This window comes from Cryobacterium sp. PH29-G1 (assembly GCF_030063365.1).
GTDB lineage: Bacteria > Actinomycetota > Actinomycetes > Actinomycetales > Microbacteriaceae > Cryobacterium.
Genome location: NZ_JASISY010000002.1, coordinates 97,742 through 116,248, shown reverse-complemented (window position 1 = coordinate 116,248; position 18,507 = coordinate 97,742). Strand labels below are relative to the sequence as shown.

Annotated in this window: 13 protein-coding genes; 6 read left to right on the top strand and 7 right to left on the bottom strand. The window is 63.5% G+C overall.

The features are described from left to right. The first annotated feature begins 135 nt into the window (after positions 1-135). The gene (locus tag QMK22_RS02945; protein WP_283496144.1) at positions 136-3,219 is read left to right on the top strand and encodes a bifunctional [glutamine synthetase] adenylyltransferase/[glutamine synthetase]-adenylyl-L-tyrosine phosphorylase; all 3,084 of its coding nucleotides are present in this window, start codon (positions 136-138) and stop codon (positions 3,217-3,219) included. A gap of 111 nt (positions 3,220-3,330) precedes the next feature. Here the strand turns inward: QMK22_RS02945 and glnA are convergent, their stop codons facing one another. Continuing rightward, complete coding sequence (gene glnA, locus QMK22_RS02940) at positions 3,331-4,755, bottom strand: type I glutamate--ammonia ligase (protein WP_283496143.1); 1,425 nt, start codon at positions 4,753-4,755, stop codon at positions 3,331-3,333. A gap of 144 nt (positions 4,756-4,899) precedes the next feature. Here glnA and QMK22_RS02935 point away from each other — a divergent pair, with 144 nt between their 5' ends. Beyond that, positions 4,900-5,328: an RDD family protein gene (locus tag QMK22_RS02935; protein WP_283496142.1), complete on the top strand. Its 429-nt coding sequence runs from the start codon at positions 4,900-4,902 to the stop codon at positions 5,326-5,328. Between the two features lie 70 nt (positions 5,329-5,398). Here the strand turns inward: QMK22_RS02935 and QMK22_RS02930 are convergent, their stop codons facing one another. Genes QMK22_RS02930 through lipB form a run of 3 tightly spaced genes read right to left on the bottom strand, consistent with a single transcriptional unit; the run spans position 5,399 to position 7,865 of the window. Further along, positions 5,399-6,106: a DUF4191 domain-containing protein gene (locus QMK22_RS02930; protein WP_283496141.1), complete on the bottom strand. Its 708-nt coding sequence runs from the start codon at positions 6,104-6,106 to the stop codon at positions 5,399-5,401. Positions 6,107-6,153: 47 nt separating this feature from the next. Continuing rightward, the gene (lipA, locus tag QMK22_RS02925; RefSeq protein WP_283496140.1) at positions 6,154-7,143 is read right to left on the bottom strand and encodes a lipoyl synthase; all 990 of its coding nucleotides are present in this window, start codon (positions 7,141-7,143) and stop codon (positions 6,154-6,156) included. Next, positions 7,140-7,865, bottom strand: a complete 726-nt coding sequence (lipB, locus tag QMK22_RS02920) for a lipoyl(octanoyl) transferase LipB (protein ID WP_283496139.1) — start codon at positions 7,863-7,865, stop codon at positions 7,140-7,142. The genes lipA and lipB overlap by 4 nt, the downstream gene beginning before the upstream one ends. 158 nt (positions 7,866-8,023) lie before the next feature. On the opposite strand from lipB, the gene QMK22_RS02915 reads away from it, so the two are divergent. Next, the gene (locus QMK22_RS02915; protein WP_283496138.1) at positions 8,024-10,006 is read left to right on the top strand and encodes a protein kinase domain-containing protein; all 1,983 of its coding nucleotides are present in this window, start codon (positions 8,024-8,026) and stop codon (positions 10,004-10,006) included. A 71-nt stretch (positions 10,007-10,077) separates the two neighbouring features. On the opposite strand, the gene QMK22_RS02910 is transcribed toward QMK22_RS02915, so the two are convergent. The 3 genes from QMK22_RS02910 to QMK22_RS02900 all read right to left on the bottom strand — a co-directional run bounded on the left by QMK22_RS02910 (position 10,078) and on the right by QMK22_RS02900 (position 14,560). Then, complete coding sequence (locus QMK22_RS02910) at positions 10,078-11,529, bottom strand: 2-oxo acid dehydrogenase subunit E2 (protein ID WP_283496137.1); 1,452 nt, start codon at positions 11,527-11,529, stop codon at positions 10,078-10,080. A 62-nt stretch (positions 11,530-11,591) separates the two neighbouring features. Next, positions 11,592-12,965, bottom strand: coding sequence for a dihydrolipoyl dehydrogenase (gene lpdA / locus QMK22_RS02905; RefSeq protein WP_283496136.1), 1,374 nt, complete (start codon positions 12,963-12,965; stop codon positions 11,592-11,594). Between the two features lie 101 nt (positions 12,966-13,066). Then, positions 13,067-14,560, bottom strand: coding sequence for a leucyl aminopeptidase (locus QMK22_RS02900; protein ID WP_283496135.1), 1,494 nt, complete (start codon positions 14,558-14,560; stop codon positions 13,067-13,069). Positions 14,561-14,683: 123 nt separating this feature from the next. Here QMK22_RS02900 and QMK22_RS02895 point away from each other — a divergent pair, with 123 nt between their 5' ends. The 3 genes from QMK22_RS02895 to QMK22_RS02885 all read left to right on the top strand — a co-directional run bounded on the left by QMK22_RS02895 (position 14,684) and on the right by QMK22_RS02885 (position 18,477). Continuing rightward, a complete protein-coding gene (locus tag QMK22_RS02895) occupies positions 14,684-15,607 on the top strand; it encodes a proteasome assembly chaperone family protein (protein WP_283496134.1) in 924 nt (307 codons plus the stop codon). Positions 15,608-15,669: 62 nt separating this feature from the next. Next, a complete protein-coding gene (locus tag QMK22_RS02890) occupies positions 15,670-17,004 on the top strand; it encodes an MFS transporter (RefSeq protein ID WP_283496133.1) in 1,335 nt (444 codons plus the stop codon). Positions 17,005-17,199: 195 nt separating this feature from the next. Further along, complete coding sequence (locus QMK22_RS02885) at positions 17,200-18,477, top strand: RNA polymerase sigma factor (protein ID WP_283496132.1); 1,278 nt, start codon at positions 17,200-17,202, stop codon at positions 18,475-18,477. Positions 18,478-18,507: the final 30 nt, after the last annotated feature.

Here is an 18,507-nt window from a genome sequence, read left to right as displayed (position 1 = left end):
AAACGCGCGTCTGGCTGGCCCACGCGGCCTCCAGGCGTGCGGCTCTGGTGAGAACCGACTGACGTACCCACGCCACTCGTGTCACGCCAACGAACACGAGCCATCAGTGCCGACGAGTCGAAGGAATCACCCGCGATGGAGCAAATGCAGCTGACCCGGACCGAACTCGTACGGGTCGGTTTCGTTGATCTCGGAGAGGTACGTGCTCGGCTTGATGAGGTCGCGCTCCTCGGTGCAGCGAGCCCCCGGGGCCAGGCTGGTTCATCCGGGCGGTTGACCGACACACGCCTACTGCTACCCCTCCTCGCCGCAACGGCAAGCCCGGATGCCGCGCTCGTCGCGCTCGTCGAGCTACTCCGGCAGGGTTCACCCGCACTGTTCGAACTCCTCCAGTCGCCGTCGGCGACCGAGCGGCTATTGAAAGTCGTCGGGGCATCGATCGGGCTCAGCGATTTTTTTCTCCGGCATCCCGAAGAATTGTCGGTGTTGTCCGCACCGATGCTGACACTCCCGAGCGTCGACGATCTGGTGAACGATCTGCTGGACTCGGTGGCCGCGGTCGACGGATTCTCCCGCCTGACGGATGATGCAGCCTGGATCGCCCTCCGGGTGCGCTATCGGCGGCGCCTCGCCCAGCTCGCCGCTTTCGACCTGGAACAGGACGACCCCGTGGCCGGGCTCGACGCCGTGGCCCGCACCCTGTCCGACCTCGCCACCGCAGCGCTGGAGACCGCCCTCGCGGTCGCTCGCACGATGTGCAGCGGCGACGTTGCCGGTCGTGGTGTCTTTCCACACGACGAGGTGCGCGCCACCCGCCTGGCCATTATCGGCATGGGCAAGGCCGGTGCCAGCGAACTCAACTATGTCAGCGACGTTGACGTCATCTTCGTTGCTGACGGAAACGAAACGGTCGGTCTGGAAAGCTCCCGGGCCGTTGAAATCGCGACCAAGCTGGCGATGATCGTGATGCGCGGTCTCGGCGAGTCCGACGTCGAACCCGAGCTCTGGGAAGTGGACCCTAATCTGCGCCCGGAAGGCAAGAGCGGAGCGCTCGTACGATCGATCGAGTCTCACCTCGCCTACTACGACCGCTGGGCCAAGAGTTGGGAGTTCCAGGCCCTCCTCAAAGCCCGCACACTGGCTGGTGACCGAGAGCTCGGCGCCCGTTACATCGACGCCGTCACTCCAAAGGTCTGGAACAGCGCCAGCCGGGAGAATTTTGTCGAATCCGTGCAGCGGATGCGTGAGCGGGTCACCGACAATATTCCCGACGATGAGGTCGATGTGCAGCTCAAACTCGGTCCCGGTGGTTTGCGCGATATCGAATTCACGGTGCAGCTACTCCAACTCGTGCACGGTCAGGCCGACCCCGAGGTTCGTCAGGCCGGCACCCTTCCAGCGTTGACTGCGCTGGCCGGCGCCGGGTACGTGGGCCGGGCGGAAGCGACCGAATTCGCTCAGGACTACCGCATGCTGCGCCTGATGGAACATCGGCTGCAGCTGCAGAAGCTCCGCCGCACGCACCTCGTACCGCGAGACGAGGCAAATCTGCGGGTGCTCGCCCGCTCGACGGGTCTGGCCACCAGCGCGGCCGGGCTGACTCTGCGCTGGTCGGAGACCAAACAGCGGGTACGCGGGCTGCACGAACGGCTGTTCTACCGCCCGCTTCTGTCAGCTGTGGCGTCACTTCCCGCCGAGGGCCTGAACCTCACGAGTGCGCAGGCCGAAGCCCGCCTGGCGGCCATCGGATTCCTCAACACCAAAGGAGCGCTGGCCCACATCGCTGCCCTCTCCGGGGGTGTATCCCGGCGCGCGACCATCCAGCGGCATCTCCTCCCCGTCCTCCTGCAGTGGTTCTCGCAGGGTGCCGATCCGGACTACGGCTTTCTCGCCTTCCGTCGACTCAGCGACAATCTGGGTTCGACCTATTGGTTTTTGCGCATGTTGCGGGACTCCTCGGGCGCCGCCGAACGTCTCACCCGGGTGTTGTCCGGAAGTCGGTACATCGGCGAACTTTTGGAAAAAATCCCCGAAGCTGTCGCTTGGCTCGAAGATGAGGCTGACCTGCAGGCTCGACCGCTCAAGGCCCTCCAGGACGAGACCCGGGCGGTGCTGGGCCGGCATGAGAGCCCGGATGCCGCCGCAACTATCCTCCGTGTGGCCCGCCGCCGTGAGATGCTGCGTCTGGCCTTAGCCTCACTCCTCGGCCAGATCGATCTCGACCAACTCGGCCAAGGCCTCACCGACGTCAACGCCACCTTCATCCAGGGCGTGATCGCTGCTATTCGTGGGGGAGACTTCCTCACCCCGGATGGCTCCGACTCCGCCGGCAGCGGCGATGGCATCGAGTTTGGGGTCATCGGCATGGGCCGCTTCGGCGGCGCTGAGCTCGGTTTCGGTTCCGACGCCGACGTCATGTATGTCTTCCGCGCTGGGTCGCTGGAGGGCGAAGCGGCCAATGATCGTGCCCGCTTTATCGTGCGCGAACTCAACCGGCTCACTGACGACGCCCGGTTGCCGCTCGACCTGGACATTGGGCTGCGCCCGGAGGGCAGCAACGGACCGGTGGTACGCTCACTCGACTCGTACCAGGCGTACTACCGTCGCTGGTCCCTGACCTGGGAGGCTCAGGCACTCCTCCGCGGGCGCGGCGTTGCGGGCGACGCCGCACTACTGCGCGACTTTGAGGCCGTTGCCGACGAGGTGCGGTATCCCGCCGCCATCAGCGAGCAGGCCGTGCGTGAGGTTCGCCGGATCAAGGCTCGAGTGGAGAATGAGCGCCTGCCTCAGGCAGCCGATCCAAACCGCCACCTCAAATTGGGCCGCGGTTCGCTCAGCGACGTTGAATGGCTGGTCCAGCTTCTGCAGCTGCAGCACGCTGCTGCGATTCCGGCGCTGCGCACGACGTCAACCCTGGCTGCTCTGGCCGAGGCGGTCACCGCCGGTTTTATTCCGGCAGCGGATGCCGCAGTGTTGCGCAGCGCGTGGATCTTTGCCTCACGCGCCCGTTCGGCCATCACGCTGTGGACGAATCACACCTCGAACGTTTTGCCCACCGATCGTGCTGCCCTCGAGGGCATCGCCCGGGTCATGGAATACCCGCCCGGTTCGGGCAATCAGCTCGAAGACGACTATCTCGCCGTGACCCGACGGGCCCGCGCCGTGTTTGAACGCCTGTTCTATGGACCGGTCGAAGGGCCAGGAACCACCCGAGGCTGACGCTGGCTTCGGCACGGGGACCCGACCGCCGGTCGCTGGCGCCGCATGCACTGCCAGCACACAGAAGGGACCGCATCCGAAGATGCGGTCCCTTCTGTGTGCGGTCAGGGCCTACACGCCGTAGTAGAGCTCGAACTCGAACGGGTGCGGACGCTGAGCGAGCGGCTTGATCTCGTTTTCGCGCTTGTATTGGATCCAGGTTTCGATCAGTTCCGGCGTGAACACGTTTCCGGCCAGCAAGAAGTCGTGGTCGGCTTCGAGAGCCTGCAGGGCTTCCTCGAGCGATCCGGGAAGCTGGGGAATGTTCTTGGCTTCCTCGGGCGGCAGCTCGTAGAGGTCCTTGTCGACGGGCTCATGCGGCTCAATACGGTTCTTGATTCCATCCAGGCCCGCCATGAGCTGCGCGGCGAAGGCGAGGTACGGGTTACCGGAAGCGTCCGGAGCGCGGAACTCCAGGCGCTTTGCCTTCGGGTTGGTTCCGGTGATCGGGATCCGGATGGACGCGGAGCGGTTACCGGCCGAGTAGACCAGGTTGACCGGGGCTTCAAAGCCGGGAACGAGACGGTGGTATGAGTTGACCGTGGGGTTCGTGAAGGCGAGCACGGCGGGGGCGTGCTTGAGCAGGCCGCCAATGTACCAGCGAGCCAGATCGGACAGTCCGCCATAGCCGGCCTCATCGTAGAACAACGGCTTGCCGTCGGCCCAGAGGGACTGGTGGGTGTGCATTCCGGAGCCGTTGTCGCCAAAGAGCGGCTTGGGCATAAACGTTGCGGTCTTGTTCCACTCGTGCGCGGTGTTCTTGACGATGTACTTGAATTTCAGCAGGTCGTCGGCAGCGGCCACCATGGTGTCGAACTTGTAGTTGATCTCGCCCTGGCCACCGGTACCCACTTCGTGGTGGCTGCGCTCGAGCACGAGGCCCGATTCGATCAGCTTGAGGCAGATGTCGTCGCGCATGTCAACGTGCTGGTCAACCGGGCTGACCGGAAAGTAGCCGCCCTTGAACGGGGTCTTGTTGGCAAGGTTGGAACCGTCTTCGTCGCGTCCCGAGTTCCAGGCACCCTCGCTCGAGTCGACCTTGTAGTAGCTCGTGTGCTGGTTCACTTCGTAGCGCACATCATCGAAGATGTAGAACTCGGCTTCGGAACCGAAGAATGCGGTGTCGCCGATTCCCGTCGATGCGAGGTATTTCTCGGCCTTCTTGGCTACCTGACGCGGGTCCTTGGCATAAATCTCGCCGTTGCGCGGGTTGTAGATGTCGAAGAGCATGATGAGCGTCTTCTCGGCGCGGAACGGGTCGAGGTACGCCGTTGATACGTCGGGGATAAGCTGCATGTCCGATTCGTGGATCGACGCGAAGCCGCGGATCGAGGAGCCATCGAACATTTGGCCAACGGTGAAGAATTCTTCATCGACGGTGGATGCCGGAATGTTGAAGTGCTGCTGCACACCGGGCAGATCGGTAAAACGGATGTCAAGGAACTTGACGTCATTGTCTTTGATGAATTTAAGCACTTCGGACGAATCGCGGAACATGCGGTTTAACTCCAGACGACGAGGGTGTGGAAACGGCCGAATCGGACACATCGGCTTCACTGAGATTAGTAGCGCTGCGTTACCTGTCCGTGACGCTTATGTTTCGCCCATGTTACAGGGATGCCTCGTCGGTAGACTCATCGGGTGCCAGACTCCGATCCCCGCCCGAACACTTTTGGTCAGCTTCCACCCAGTAAATGGCCGGGGGAGCGGCTCGGATTACCACCAACCGGGCCCAGTTCCATTGGCCGGCCCGGGCGACGCCTACTCGGTTTCGCCATCGATTGGGCCATCGCCATCGGCGTCTCTGCGGTCTTTTTTGACTACGATCCCGCAGCCAACCTCATCATTTTTGTGATCCTGCAAATCGTCTTCATCCCCACGATCGGTGCCAGCATCGGCCACCGCGTCGTCGGGTTGCGTGTCATTTCCATCCACGGTGGCTGGGTGGGGTTGTGGCGTCCCGTGGTGCGTTCCGCACTTCTGGGAATCGCCATTCCCGCGTTGGTCTGGGACTCGGACCAGCGCGGCTTTCACGACAAGATCGCGGGAACCGCACTTATTCGCCAGTAGCAGATCGAAGGGGGACGATGAAGGGGCCTGGCTTTCGCCCGGCCCCTTCATCGTTCCCGTGTCAATATGGTCAGCCGCGCTGCGGTCGGGCCTTCATTGGGTCAACGCCCTTGGGAATGGGAAGCTTCGTTCCCATGGAGTTGAGTCGGTTGTTGACGGCGAGCACCTCGGCCTTGGTCAGGGTGGGCTTGATTCTGGTCAGACGGCGAGCCAGTTTGTGTAGCGGCACGGCGTCGAGGTCCGGTCCGACCGAGATCACCGTGACGCTGACGTTGCCGCCGATTCGAACGATCTTGCGCTTTTCTTCGTCGAGCATGCGAGCAGTGCGTGTTTTGGGTCCCTCACTGATCAGCACGACGCCGCCGCGACCGACAGCACGGTAAATCGCATCCTGGGTTTTGCCGTTCACGGCCACCGGCATCTCGCTGCCTACCCAACCGCGCTTGAGTGAGCTGCGCAGCACGGCACCGACGGCACCGGGCTGACCTTCGATCTGAGAATAGGCCGCCTTTTCAGCGCGTCGGCCCAGAATGATGAGCATCGCCAGAATTCCGGCGAGCACGCCGGCAACGATCCAGAGCACCATCGTGAAGACGTTGCTGCCCGGGATCAACAGGGCCAAAGCCAGGCTGATTAGAACGGGTATGAGGAAGGCCAAAACCAGTATCCAGACGATGTTCGAGTCGTAGCGCCTCGTCATCTGGAAAACCTGCCACATTTGCTTCAAGCGGCCGGGCTGTTTTGGTTTTTTGGGGGTCTTTTCCTTGCTGCGTGCCATGGGTATAAGACTACCTAGTCACTCCAATGCTGCGTAACCGAATTCGCTCACGAAACGGCCTGGGCAAATCCGAGCTGGGCATCCGCCAGCTGGCGCAATTCTGCGGGGATCTCCCGACCGGTCGCGACCATGGACTGGGCCCACAGTCGACCCGCACGATACGAGGATCGTACGAGCGGTCCGGATAGAACGCCAAGAAAGCCGATCTCCTTGGCTTCCTCGTTGAGTTCGACGAATTCCTCGGGCCGTACCCAGCGGGCCACAGGCAAATGCCGTGCACTCGGACGCAGGTACTGCGTGATCGTGATGATGTCGGTGCCGGCCTCGTGCAGGTCGTGCAATGCCTGGGTGATTTCGGCGCGTTCCTCACCCATACCGAGGATGAGGTTGGACTTGGTGATCATTCCGGCCGTACGACCCTGTGTGAGCACGTCGAGTGAGCGTTCATACCGAAACGCCGGGCGTATCCGCTTGAAGATGCGCGGCACGGTTTCCACGTTGTGAGCGAAAACCTCCGGCTTGGCGTCAAAGACCTGGGCGAGGTGCTCCGGATTGCCGGAGAAGTCCGGCACCAGAATTTCGACTCCGGTACCCGGGCTTTGCTGGTGAATTTGGCGGATCGTTTCGGCGTAGAGCCAGGCGCCCTCATCGGGCAGGTCGTCGCGAGCGACACCGGTCACAGTCGCGTAGCGCAGGTTCATCGTTACGACGGATTCACCGACGCGGCGCGGCTCGTCCGTGTCGTAGTCAGCCGGCTTTCCGGTGTCGATCTGGCAAAAGTCGCACCGTCTCGTGCACTGCGATCCACCGATCAGGAAGGTAGCTTCGCGATCCTCCCAACATTCAAATATATTCGGGCACCCGGCTTCCTGACACACAGTGTGCAAGTTTTCGCTCTTCACCAGACTTTGCAATTTCTGATATTCCGGCCCCATTTTGGCGACCGTCTTGATCCAGGCGGGCTTTCGTTCGATCGGAGTCTCCGCGTTTCGAATTTCCAGACGCAATAACTTGCGGCCTTCGGGTACTGCGCTCATGCGTTCGTCCTGACGGTATCGAGGCTGACGGTATCGAGGCTGACGGTGTCCAGGCTGATCGGGGTCATCTCGGTCGGGCTCGCGTTGGCTGAATTCAGGGTCGTGGCGCGCTGGAAGGCGGCCGTAATCGGGTCGATCAGGTCGCTCGGGTCGACGGTGCGTCCGAGTACGCGTGACATCGTGGTCACTCCGGCATCGCGGATTCCGCAGGCGATGATGCGGGAATAGGCCTCGAGCGAGTTGCTGCAGTTGAGCGCGAAGCCGTGCATGGTCACCCCGTGGGCAACGCGGATTCCGATGGCGGCAATCTTGTCTTCGTGACCGGCCGGACCGACCCACACACCGGATCGTCCGACGACTCGGACCGCATCGATGCCGAACTCGATCAGGACCTCGATCAGGATCTCTTCGAGTGTTCGAACGTAGCCGACGACGTCAACGGGCTCCGGCAGGTGCAGAATCGGGTACCCCACGAGTTGGCCGGGGCCGTGCCAGGTGATCTTGCCCCCTCGGTCAACGTCGATGACCGGCGTGTCGTCGACGGGACGTTCCTCGGGGAGGGTGCGTTTTCCGGCGGTGTAAACGGCCGGATGCTCCAGGAGGAGGACGGTGTCCGGTCGCTCACAGGCGACGACGGAACGATGGACTGCGCGTTGGAGCTCAAGGCCCTCAACATACGGCACGGAGTTGGCGCTTAGCCCCGCGACGACAAAGTCGAGCATCCGACTAGTCTAGGGGACCCGGTTGGTCGGGACCAGCGGGGCCCGTGGCGTTCTCCAGATCGTCTCGCGCTGATCCTCCACAGTTCCGGTGGTATCGACTTGTGCACGGATAGCGGTTGCGCAAGTCGCCTCTGGGGATTAGGTCCAATCATGGGTGTGTGAGAGCGCGCAGCAATCCTGACCCTGATGAACCGGCCGAGCCGGCCGCCGAAACCGGTGCCGTGCTGGCCGGGCACCGCGTCATCCGGTTGCTCGGCACGGGGGATCGGGCCGTGGTGTATCTGGGTCATTCCGGCACGGCAAACGCAGTTGCCCTGAAGATTTTCCACGCGGACACCCCACCAGCGAGCATTGAACTCGACATCGCCGTACTCACGTCGGCGGCTGCTCCGAGACTCGTGCGGTTACTCGATGTCGCGCAACTGGGCGACGGCCGCATCTGTCTGATTCTGGAACGGCTGTCGGGGGGATCATTGGCCAAATACCTCATCGAGCACCCTCGTCTGTCGCCCGGGGAGGCGGTGACCCTGCTCGCCCCCATCACGGTTTCCCTCGCTGCCCTGCACTCGGCCGGTTTCGCGCACGGGAGCCTCAGTCAAGCCACAATTCTGCTCGACGGAAACGGCCGACCCGTGCTGACCGGTTTCCGCGCAGCCCGGCACCTTACCGATCGGCCCCGCGAACGCGCGGGGCTGCTGCACGCCGACTATGCGCGTCTTGGACTGGTGTTGCAGACTGTCTGTGACGCACTCGATGAGACCATGGTGCAGCGCGCTACCGAGGTCGGGTTCCTGCAGCGATTCCAGAGCCGCGTGAACCCGCAACGAGGTGCCTTGACGTCCGGGCCGACAGCAGCTGAGCGGCAGGCGCTCGGTTCGGTCCTGGTGCGATTGGAGCGTGACCTCTTCGAGTGGGCCGATGCCATGCCCCTGCGCGGCTTCGACCCCGGCGAACGGCCGGAGTCCCGCCCATCCCACGCCAATGGCCGGACCGACGCTGACGCTGCGGGACGCATCGACAGTGTACGGATTCGCCGCCATATCGGCACTCCACGGGTGCCCGATGGAAGCCCTCCTCGCCGGATCGCACCGATCCTGGCAGGCAGCGACCACGACCGGCGTGGGGGTGTCGCTCACGGCCGGGCCAACGATGCGTCCAACGCCGTCGCCGACCAGATGGCGGGCCAATTCATCCTGGGCGTCGACGACAGTCTGACCGGCTGGACAGACGTATCACCCAGTGGGCGCCTCGGCCGCCATAGCAACACTGTGCGTCAGCTCTCCGGGCGGGGTGCAGCCTTGTTGCAGCGAGTGTCAGGGCGGGCAGCGCGCGGATGGGCACGGTTCGGGCAGCTGCTTCGAACCCGGGTCGATTCACACCCCGTCAAAGCCGTCGGGCATGCACTACGCAAACGACTGCACGGCCACCAGCGGCCGCTTCTGGTGGCCCTTCTGGGGGGTGCCAGCGTTCTCGTGCTGGCTCTGACACTGTTTCCGGTGTTGGGGCGTGCCGGTGACGCTGGTGTGGCCGGCGCCGTGGGGACAACGGCGAGGGAGTCCGACATACCGCCCGGTACAGCCTCAGCGACAGCTCCAGACGTTGCTGAAACGGATGCCGCGACGCACGGGATCGGCGTGCCTGACACCGCGGTTCCTGACGGCGCCGATCCCGATATCACGGGTTCCGGCGCTGACTCAGGGCCGGATACCGGCCAGAATCCCGGCCAGCCTGACCCCGGCCAGCCTGACCCCGGCCAGCCTGACCCCGGCCAGCCTGCCGCCGAGCCGCCGAACCCAGCAGCGATTACGGGCGATGACCCCGTCGCCGCCGTGCGCGCCCTGCTCGCCCGTCGTGCGATCTGTCTGGCCGCCGACTCACTTCTCTGTCTGGTCGACGTGGACCAGAGCGGTTCGGCGATGCTCGCCCTGGACAGCTACAACGTGCGCGAGCGCCAGAGCGACGCGTCGAGCCAGGACCTGCCCGACTATCTGGAGTATCGTGCCGTGCTCGCTGAACGAAACGGAGACCTGGCCGTGATCGCGTTGTCACCGGTACCCGGGCACGAAGAACGCCAGCCGGCCTCTGTCCTTGTGGTCAAGGGCGAGGGCGGCTGGCGTCTTCGTGAGATTTTCGACTCCTGAGTTGATCCACAGCCGACTCGGCAGTGCCATTCAATCAGCGCCGATCAAGCAGGGCCGATCAAGCAGGACCTTTAGATTCCGAGGTTGCCCTCGAACGCACCGGCTTCGAGCCGTGCTTTCATCGTGGTGAGGAAGCGAGCTGCATCCGCACCGTCGATGATGCGGTGGTCGTAGGACAGCGCCAGGTACACGCTCGAACGAATCGCGATCGAGTCAAGACCATCGTTGGTGACAACGAGCGGCTTCTTGTAGACGATTCCGGTGCCGAGAATCGCGCTCTGCGGCAGGAACACCACGGGCGTGTCGAACAGGGCGCCACGCGAACCCGTGTTGGTCAGCGTAAACGTTCCGCCACTGAGCTCGTCAGGCTTGAGCTTGTTGTCGCGAGTGCGGGCAGCCAGGTCAGCGATCTGGTCAGCGAAACCGGCCAGATCCAGTTCCCCGGCGTTGCGCACAACCGGCGTGAGCAGGCCACGGTCGGTCTCAACCGCGATGCTGATGTTCTCCTGGGCCGGGTAGACGATGGTGTCACCATCGATCGTGGCGTTCACGATCGGGATGGCACGCAACGCCTCAGCCGCAGCAAGAGCGAAGAAAGGCAGGAACGAGAGCTTGTTGCCGGTCTTCTCGGCAAATGCGCCCTTGACCCGGTCGCGGAGCATGGCGACGCGGGTGACGTCAACCTCAACCACTGTGGTGAGCTGGGCGGACGACTGCATGGAGATGACGGCGCGCTCAGCCACGACCTTGCGCAGACGGGACATCGGCTGGGTGGTTCCGCGAAGCGGCGACACCTCGACAACCGGGGCAGCGACGGTCGAACCGACCGCCGACGCGGCCTGCACGATGTCTTCCTTACGGATGCGTCCGCCCACGCCAGTGCCGCTGATCGTCGACAAGTCGATACCAGCTTCGTTGGCAAGCTTGCGCACGATCGGGGTGACGTAGCCACTGGTGCCGGCGTGCGAGCCACGCGCTGCGGGGGCAGCGGGCGCAGCAGCGGCCGGAACCGCAGCAGCGGCAGGGGCCGGCGTGGCGGGAGCTGCCGGAGCCGCGGGAGCTGCTGGAGCTGCCGGAGCTGCCGGAGCCGGCGCCGGCTCGGGCGCCGCAGCCGGAACAGGAGCCTCAGCTACGGGAGCCTCAGCAGCCGGTGCCTCAGCAGCGGGTGCCTCAGCTACGGGAGCCTCAGCAGCCGGTGCCTCAGCAGCGGGTGCCTCAGCAGCGGGTGCCTCAGCTACGGGAGCCTCAGCAGCAGGTACCTCAGCAGCGGGTGCGGCAGCGCCAGACCCGTCGCCAATCGTGACGAGAGGCGTGCCAACTTCGACGGTCTCGTCTTCCTGAACCAGGATGGCTTCAATGATGCCGGCGACCGGGGACGGAATTTCCGTGTCCACCTTGTCGGTCGATACCTCGAGCAACGGCTCGTCGACCTCCACGCGGTCGCCCACGTTCTTGAGCCAGCGGGTGACCGTGCCCTCAGTGACACTCTCTCCGAGTGCCGGGAGGCTGACGGATTCGCTCATGCGTATGTCTCCTTCAAAACCGTTTGCTTATCTAAAAATTGGATGAAAATAGTGGGCACCGACTACATCGCGTGAAGCGGTTTGCCGGCGAGAGCCAGGAAGGCCTCACCCATCGCTTCGTTCTGGGTCGGGTGGGCGTGCACGAACGGAGCAATGTCCTCCGGGTACGCTTCCCAGTTCACAACGAGTTGGCCTTCACCGATGAGCTCGCCAACGCGGGCACCGATCATGTGGATGCCGACGATGGGGCCGTCCTTGACCCGCACGAGCTTGACCGAACCGGCGGTGCCAAGAATGGAACTCTTGCCGTTGCCGCCGAGGTTGTACTCGTAAGTAGAAATCTGGTCGGCACCGAACTTGTCGGCCGCCTTGGCTTCGCTATAGCCGACGGAAGCAACCTCAGGGTCACAATAGGTGACCTTGGGGATGTTCACGTCCTCGACGAGGATCGGGTTGAGTCCGGCGATTTCCTCGGCGACGAAGATTCCCTGCTGGAACCCGCGATGGGCCAGCTGCAGGCCGGGAACGATATCGCCGACGGCATAGACGCCGGGGATGTTCGTAGCGAGACGCTCATCGGTGATGACGAAGCCGCGGTCCATGGTGACGCCCACCTCGTCGAAGCCGAGGCCGGCCGTGACCGGGCCGCGGCCGACGGCAACGAGCAGGAGGTCGGCTTCAACGGTTGCGCCGTTTTCCAGGGTGACGACAACGCCCGCGTCGGACTGCGTGACGCTCTGAAAGCGGATGCCGAGGGAATACTCGATTCCGCGCTTACGGAACGCGCGCTCCAACTGCTTCGAAATGGACTCTTCCTCGTTGGGAACGAGGTGCGGCAGTGCTTCAATGATCGTGACGTCGGCGCCGAAAGACTTCCATACGCTCGCGAACTCGACTCCGATGACGCCGCCGCCGAGTACGGCGACCTTCTTGGGAACATAGTCCAAGGCCAGAGCGGTCTCGCTCGTGATGACGCGTCCGCCGATTTCAAGGCCGGGCAGCGAGCGGGAATAGGAACCCGTGGCCAGAATCACGTTCTTACCGACGATCATGTCATCGCCGACCTGCACGGTCGTGGGGGAGACCAGACGGCCTTCACCCTGGATCACGGTGATGCCACGAGCCTTGATCAGGCCCTGAAGTCCCTTGTACTTGCTCGCCACGATGCCCTCGCGGAACGCGGTGACAGCGGCGATATCAATGCCTTCGAACGCGGTCTTGACGCCGTATTTAGCGGCCTCACGGCTGACGTCGGCGACCTCGGCCGAGTGCAGGAGGGCCTTGGTCGGAATGCAACCGACGTGCAGGCAGGTGCCGCCGAGTTTGCCCTTCTCGATCAGACCAACGGTGAATCCCAGCTGCACGGCGCGCAGCGCTGCTGCGTATCCACCGCTTCCGCCACCGAGAACGACAATGTCAAAATTCTGTTCCGACACTCAGCTACTCCCTCGCGCATTACGCTTTGTCACGTCGGCCAAGAATGTTGTATTGATCGGCCGCGTGGTTTGACAAGCTTTTTCTTGCCCCTACGACTGTACTACGGGCGTGAAAAGTCCTCGGCCAGTCGAAGCAGCGCTCGAACAGACACTCCGGTCGGTCCGGCGGCAGTGAATCCCCACCCGGCTCCCGAATTCTGGGCCGGCCCGGCGATGTCTAGGTGAGCCCAGGGGATCGTGGTGCCCGCGGCATCCGTTCCAATGAATTCCTGCAGAAAGACCCCCGCCAGCAGCATTCCTCCGGCCGAGCTCCCAATCTTCGCATTGGCGATGTCAGCAACGTCGGAGTTGAGTGTGGCGCGCAATTCCTCGGGGAACGGCATAGGCCAGGCCGTTTCACCGACGGCGGCGCTGGCATCGAGCACGTTCTGCACGAGAGCATCATCTCCCATTGCGCCGAAATAGCGGTTGCCCAACGCGACCACGGCCGCACCGGTGAGCGTGGCGACGTCGATGATGGCATCGGGGTGTTCTTCACCAGCAGCCACGAGGCCGTCCGCGAGCACCAGCCGACCTTCGGCATCCGTGTTGAGCACTTCGACGGTACGGCCGCCGCGCAGGCGAAGCACGTCGTTGGGACGAATGGCCGAACCCGATGGCATATTTTCGGCGATACACATCCACGCGGTGATCCGCACCGGCAGCTGCAGGCGAGCAGCAGCAATGACGACGGCGAGAACCGTTGCGGCACCCGTCATGTCGTACTTCATGCCGACCATGGATGCCGGCGGCTTGAGCGAGAGCCCGCCGGTATCAAAAGTGATGCCCTTGCCCACCAGCGCGAGGTGCTTGGTGGCGCCGTTCGGCGTGTAACTGAGCTTGACCAGGCGTGGCGGACGGGTGGATCCGGCGCCGACACCGGCGATACCACCGAACCCGTCGGCGGCGAGCTGGTGTTCGTCCCAGACGGTTACGTCCAGGGGCAGCCCAGTCGCGGCCTCAATCGCCAGCTCGGCCAGCGACGCCGGGTAGAGGTCGAGCGGCGGCATGTTCACGAGGTCCTTGACCAGGCGGATCGCCTCGGCGTTGATCAGGGCGCGCTCAACGGCGGAGGCTGCCGCCGTCTCGGTGTGGACCGCAATATTTTTTGCCGGCAGCTTGGCGGCGGCCAGTGAGCTGTGCCGGTAACTCGTATAGGAGTATGCGCCGAGTGCAGCTCCCTCGAGCACGGCCTCCACCTGATCGACGTTATGCAACGGCACAGCGAAGGCAACCGATGCCGCGCCGGTCAGCTGACGTACAGCGGAGCCAGCCGCATGCCGGAGAGAATCAACGTTGACCACGCGGCCCAGTCCGACCACGGCGATGCTGCGCGGGGTGCCGACCGCTGCGACCAGGCGCACCACCTCGTCACGAGCCCCGGTCACGTTGAGCAGCGGCAGCTGAGCCGCCACCGACGCGATGAGATCGTCCCCGAGCGTTGCATCCGCGAGCAGCTGCACGCCGTCATCCGTTTGGAGTGAGGCGAGGATGAGAATGTCGGCGGCGGAACCCCGCGCGGACTCAGTGGACAGGGACAGGGTAGGAACAGTCATACTCGATGGTAGCCGTGGGGTCGTCGACGCGAGCTCAGAGCTGCCGGCGGCTGTTCGCTGTGGGCGCGATGGTGAACGCCCCCAAACACAGCGAAAACAGGGTCCCCGGATTAGAGTTAAGGAATGTTAGACCCCGACGAGCTGTACGAACTCTCCGCAGACGCCGAAGGCGTCCCGGAGGGATTACACCTGATCGCAGGCCTGACCGGCTTCGCGGATGCCGGTGGCGCGGTAGCGCAGTTCACCGATTACCTCCTGACCACCCTGGATCACACAGTGGTGGCCTCATTCGATACCGATACCCTCCTCGACTATCGGGCCAGGCGCCCGATCATCTACTTCGATCAGGATCACCTCACGAATTACCAGCCGCCATCGCTGCGGCTGTACCTCGCCCGCGATGAGATCGGTCAACCGTTCCTGTTTCTGACCGGTTTTGAACCGGACTTCCGCTGGGAGCAGTTCACCGCCGCGGTGATTCAGCTCATCGATCGATTCCGGGTGGCGTCGACGACGTGGGTGCATGCCATCCCAATGCCCGTTCCGCACACCCGTCCGATCGGCGTCACCGTGAGCGGTACGCGCTCGGACCTCATCGAGAACCGCTCGGTCTGGCGGCCGCACACCCAGGTTGCGGCCAACGCCCTGCACCTACTCGAATTCCGTTTGCAGGAACTCGGGGCCTCGACCGTGGGGTACGTGCTACTGATCCCGCACTATCTGGGCGATACCGAGTTTCCCGCCGCGGCCCTGAGCGCGCTCGAAAGTGCGAGCGCATCGACCGGTTTGATCTTTCCCACCGATCGCCTGCGCGAAGCGAATCGCGAGTTCATCGCGCGCATCGACGATCAGGTGCAGGGCAATCCCGAGTTGGCCAAGCTCGTGGGCACCCTCGAGCAACGTTATGACGCCTACATGGAGGGCAGCCCCCTGCGCTCGCCCCTGACCGACGAAGACGGTGAGCTTCCATCCGCTGATGAAATCGCCGCGGAACTAGAGAATTTTCTTGCCCTGCGCCGCAGTCGGGATGACGGAACCGCCAACTAGGAAGCGCCGGGCGGCCCGCGGCGCGAACTCACCGGCAGAGGGAACGCGATAGATTAGATCGAGTGAACTCTCGTCGATCAACCCTTATCTTCATTATCGGGTCGTTCGCGTACCTGTCCGCCGTGTTGCAGCGAACCTCGATGGGAATCGCCGGCGTCGCCGCCACGGAGCGCTTCGGAGGCTCAGCGGCAATCCTCTCCAGCTTGGCCGTTGTGCAGCTTGTCGTCTACGCCGCCGCGCAGATTCCAGTCGGCGTTTTAATCGACCGGTTCGGGCCTCGGGTACTCATGATCACCGGTACTGCATTGATGGTCGCCGGCCAAATCACCCTGGCGTTCGCGCCGGACGTCACGGTCGCCATCATCGGGCGTATTCTCGTCGGCGCCGGCGACGCGACCATCTTCATCTCGATGATTCGCCTCATCAGCTCCTGGTTCAGCGGTCGCATGGTTCCCCTGCTCTCGCAGTGGATGGGCAATATCGGCCAGCTCGGCCAAGTGCTCTCCGCCGTGCCCCTGGCCTGGTTACTGCACACGAGCGGCTGGACCGCGGCGTTTCTCTCCGCCGCATCCGTCGCTGTGATCGCCCTCATCGTGGTCATTATCTTTGTGCAGGACCGCCCCGAGAACGTCACCGAGCACACCCGGGCCAATAGTCTCGGCATGGCGCTGACCCATCTGCGGCACAGCTTTCGGCGCCCGGGCACGCAACTCGGCTTCTGGTCGCACTACGTTTCGCAGTCCTCCGGCACGGTGTTCAGCCTGCTCTGGGGCTATCCCTTCATGGTCTTCGGTCTCGGCTACGCACCCACCTTCGCCGCTGCGATGCTCACGGTTCTGGTCGGAGCCGGGCTCGTCTTCGGCCCTATCCTTGGCCTGCTGACGGCCCGCCATCCGCTGCGTCGCAGCAATATTGTGCTGGGCATCGTGGCGTCCATCGCCTCCGCGTGGGCGCTCGTGCTGTTGTGGCCCGGCGTGCCGCCGCTGTGGACAATCGTGCTGCTGCTCGTGGTGCTTGGTATCGGCGGACCCGGCTCGCTGATCGGTTTCGACTTCGCACGAACCTTCAACCCACAGCGCAGTCTCGGCTCAGCCAACGGCGTCGTCAATGTCGGCGGTTTCACCGCCAGCTTCGTGATGATGTATCTGATTGGGCTACTGCTCGACCTGCAAAACGGATGGCGAGTGGCCGGGGGAGCCGCGAGCGATCTGTACGCACTCGACGCGTTTCGCGTGGCCTTCTCGGTGCAATACCTCGTCGTGGGCATCGGCGTGGGCTTTTTGCTTCATGCCCGAGCGCGTACGCGCCGCCAGCTATCAGTCGATGAGGGAATAGAAGTGGCACCGATTTGGGTTGCACTGTCACGGGCCTGGAAACGGCGTGATGAACGATCGTAGTACGCGTCGTGGCTTGTCGTCCAGACAAACCGTGCAATAATTATTTCTAGGACCCGTTCTGGTCCGGGGCATGCCGAAGTCACTTCGGCATGGGCATCCCGGGACTTGACATGGGTCCAAGTTCTGCCCAAAAACGCTTGTGGAGCCTTTTGCGGCTACCAGAAGCAGGTAAGACTCCGCATGAGAGGTGTTCGAATGGCAACCACCGTCAAGACCGAGGTGACCGACGAGTCCGTAGCGACTTCGGCAGAATCACCGGTCAAGAAGACCGTCACCAAGGCTGCAGCTGCGAAGCTTGCTGCCGCCGAAGCCGCAGCAACGAAGAAGGCCGCAGCCGCCGACAAGCCGGCCCCGAAAAAACGCGTCACCAAGGCAAAGGTCGTCAAGAAGGTCGCTCCGGCCGAGGCCGACGGTGCCCCGGAAGCCGACGAAGACGAGTCAGACGACGAAAGCACCAAGCGCCCGGCCTCGACGGAACCGCTTCCCAGCGGCGCCCTCGTTCTTTCGCTTGTCGACGATGACGACGAAGTTCCGGTCTACTCCAGCGCCATCACCGGCGCCACGGCCGACCCGGTCAAGGACTACCTCAAGCAAATCGGCAAGGTAGCCCTGCTGAACGCGGCCGAAGAGGTCGAACTGGCAATGCGCATCGAAGCCGGTCTGTTCGCGGAAGACAAGCTCTCCGAGATGACCGACGTCGAAAAGAAGAACTCGCTCGGACGCGAACTGCAGTGGGTTGCCAAAGACGGTGCCCGCGCCAAGAGCCACCTGCTCGGCGCCAACCTGCGTCTGGTCGTTTCGCTGGCCAAACGCTACACCGGTCGCGGCATGCAGTTTCTCGACCTGATCCAAGAGGGCAACCTCGGCCTCATTCGTGCCGTCGAGAAGTTCGACTACACCAAGGGCTTCAAGTTCAGCACCTACGCCACCTGGTGGATTCGTCAGGCCATCACCCGCGCCATGGCAGACCAGGCCCGCACCATCCGCATTCCGGTGCACATGGTCGAGGTCATCAACAAGCTCGCCCGCGTGCAACGCCAGATGCTGCAGGATCTCGGTCGCGAACCCACCCCGGAAGAGCTCAGCCGCGAACTCGACATGACGCCTGAAAAGGTCGTCGAGGTGCAGAAGTACGGTCGCGAACCGATCTCCCTGCACACCCCGCTTGGTGAAGACGGCGACAGCGAATTCGGTGACCTCATCGAAGACACCGAAGCGGTTGTTCCGGCGGATGCCGTCGGATTTACCATGCTGCAGAAGCAGTTGGAAAGTTTGCTCGATTCACTCTCCGAGCGCGAGGCGGGCGTGATCCGCATGCGCTTCGGCCTCGGTGACGGCATGCCGAAGACGCTCGACCAGATCGGTGACACCTTTGGGGTCACTCGCGAACGCATCCGCCAGATCGAGTCCAAAACAATGGCCAAACTGCGCCACCCGTCCCGGTCGCAGTCCCTGCGCGACTACCTCGAGTAAACGTGACAGTGACACGGCCTGCCCGGCTGG

Excerpts from the sequence above, each read along its gene's own strand:
- QMK22_RS02945 (WP_283496144.1), top strand. The coding sequence starts at position 136 with ATGGAGCAAATGCAGCTGACCCGGACCGAACTCGTACGGGTCGGTTTC.
- lipB (WP_283496139.1), bottom strand. The coding sequence starts at position 7,865 with ATGCTCGACTTTGTCGTCGCGGGGCTAAGCGCCAACTCCGTGCCGTAT.
- QMK22_RS02900 (WP_283496135.1), bottom strand. The coding sequence starts at position 14,560 with ATGACTGTTCCTACCCTGTCCCTGTCCACTGAGTCCGCGCGGGGTTCC.
- QMK22_RS02930 (WP_283496141.1), bottom strand. The coding sequence starts at position 6,106 with ATGGCACGCAGCAAGGAAAAGACCCCCAAAAAACCAAAACAGCCCGGC.
- glnA (WP_283496143.1), bottom strand. The coding sequence starts at position 4,755 with ATGTTCCGCGATTCGTCCGAAGTGCTTAAATTCATCAAAGACAATGAC.
- QMK22_RS02895 (WP_283496134.1), top strand. The coding sequence starts at position 14,684 with ATGTTAGACCCCGACGAGCTGTACGAACTCTCCGCAGACGCCGAAGGC.
- QMK22_RS02910 (WP_283496137.1), bottom strand. The coding sequence starts at position 11,529 with ATGAGCGAATCCGTCAGCCTCCCGGCACTCGGAGAGAGTGTCACTGAG.
- QMK22_RS02885 (WP_283496132.1), top strand. The coding sequence starts at position 17,200 with ATGGCAACCACCGTCAAGACCGAGGTGACCGACGAGTCCGTAGCGACT.
- lipA (WP_283496140.1), bottom strand. The coding sequence starts at position 7,143 with ATGAGCGCAGTACCCGAAGGCCGCAAGTTATTGCGTCTGGAAATTCGA.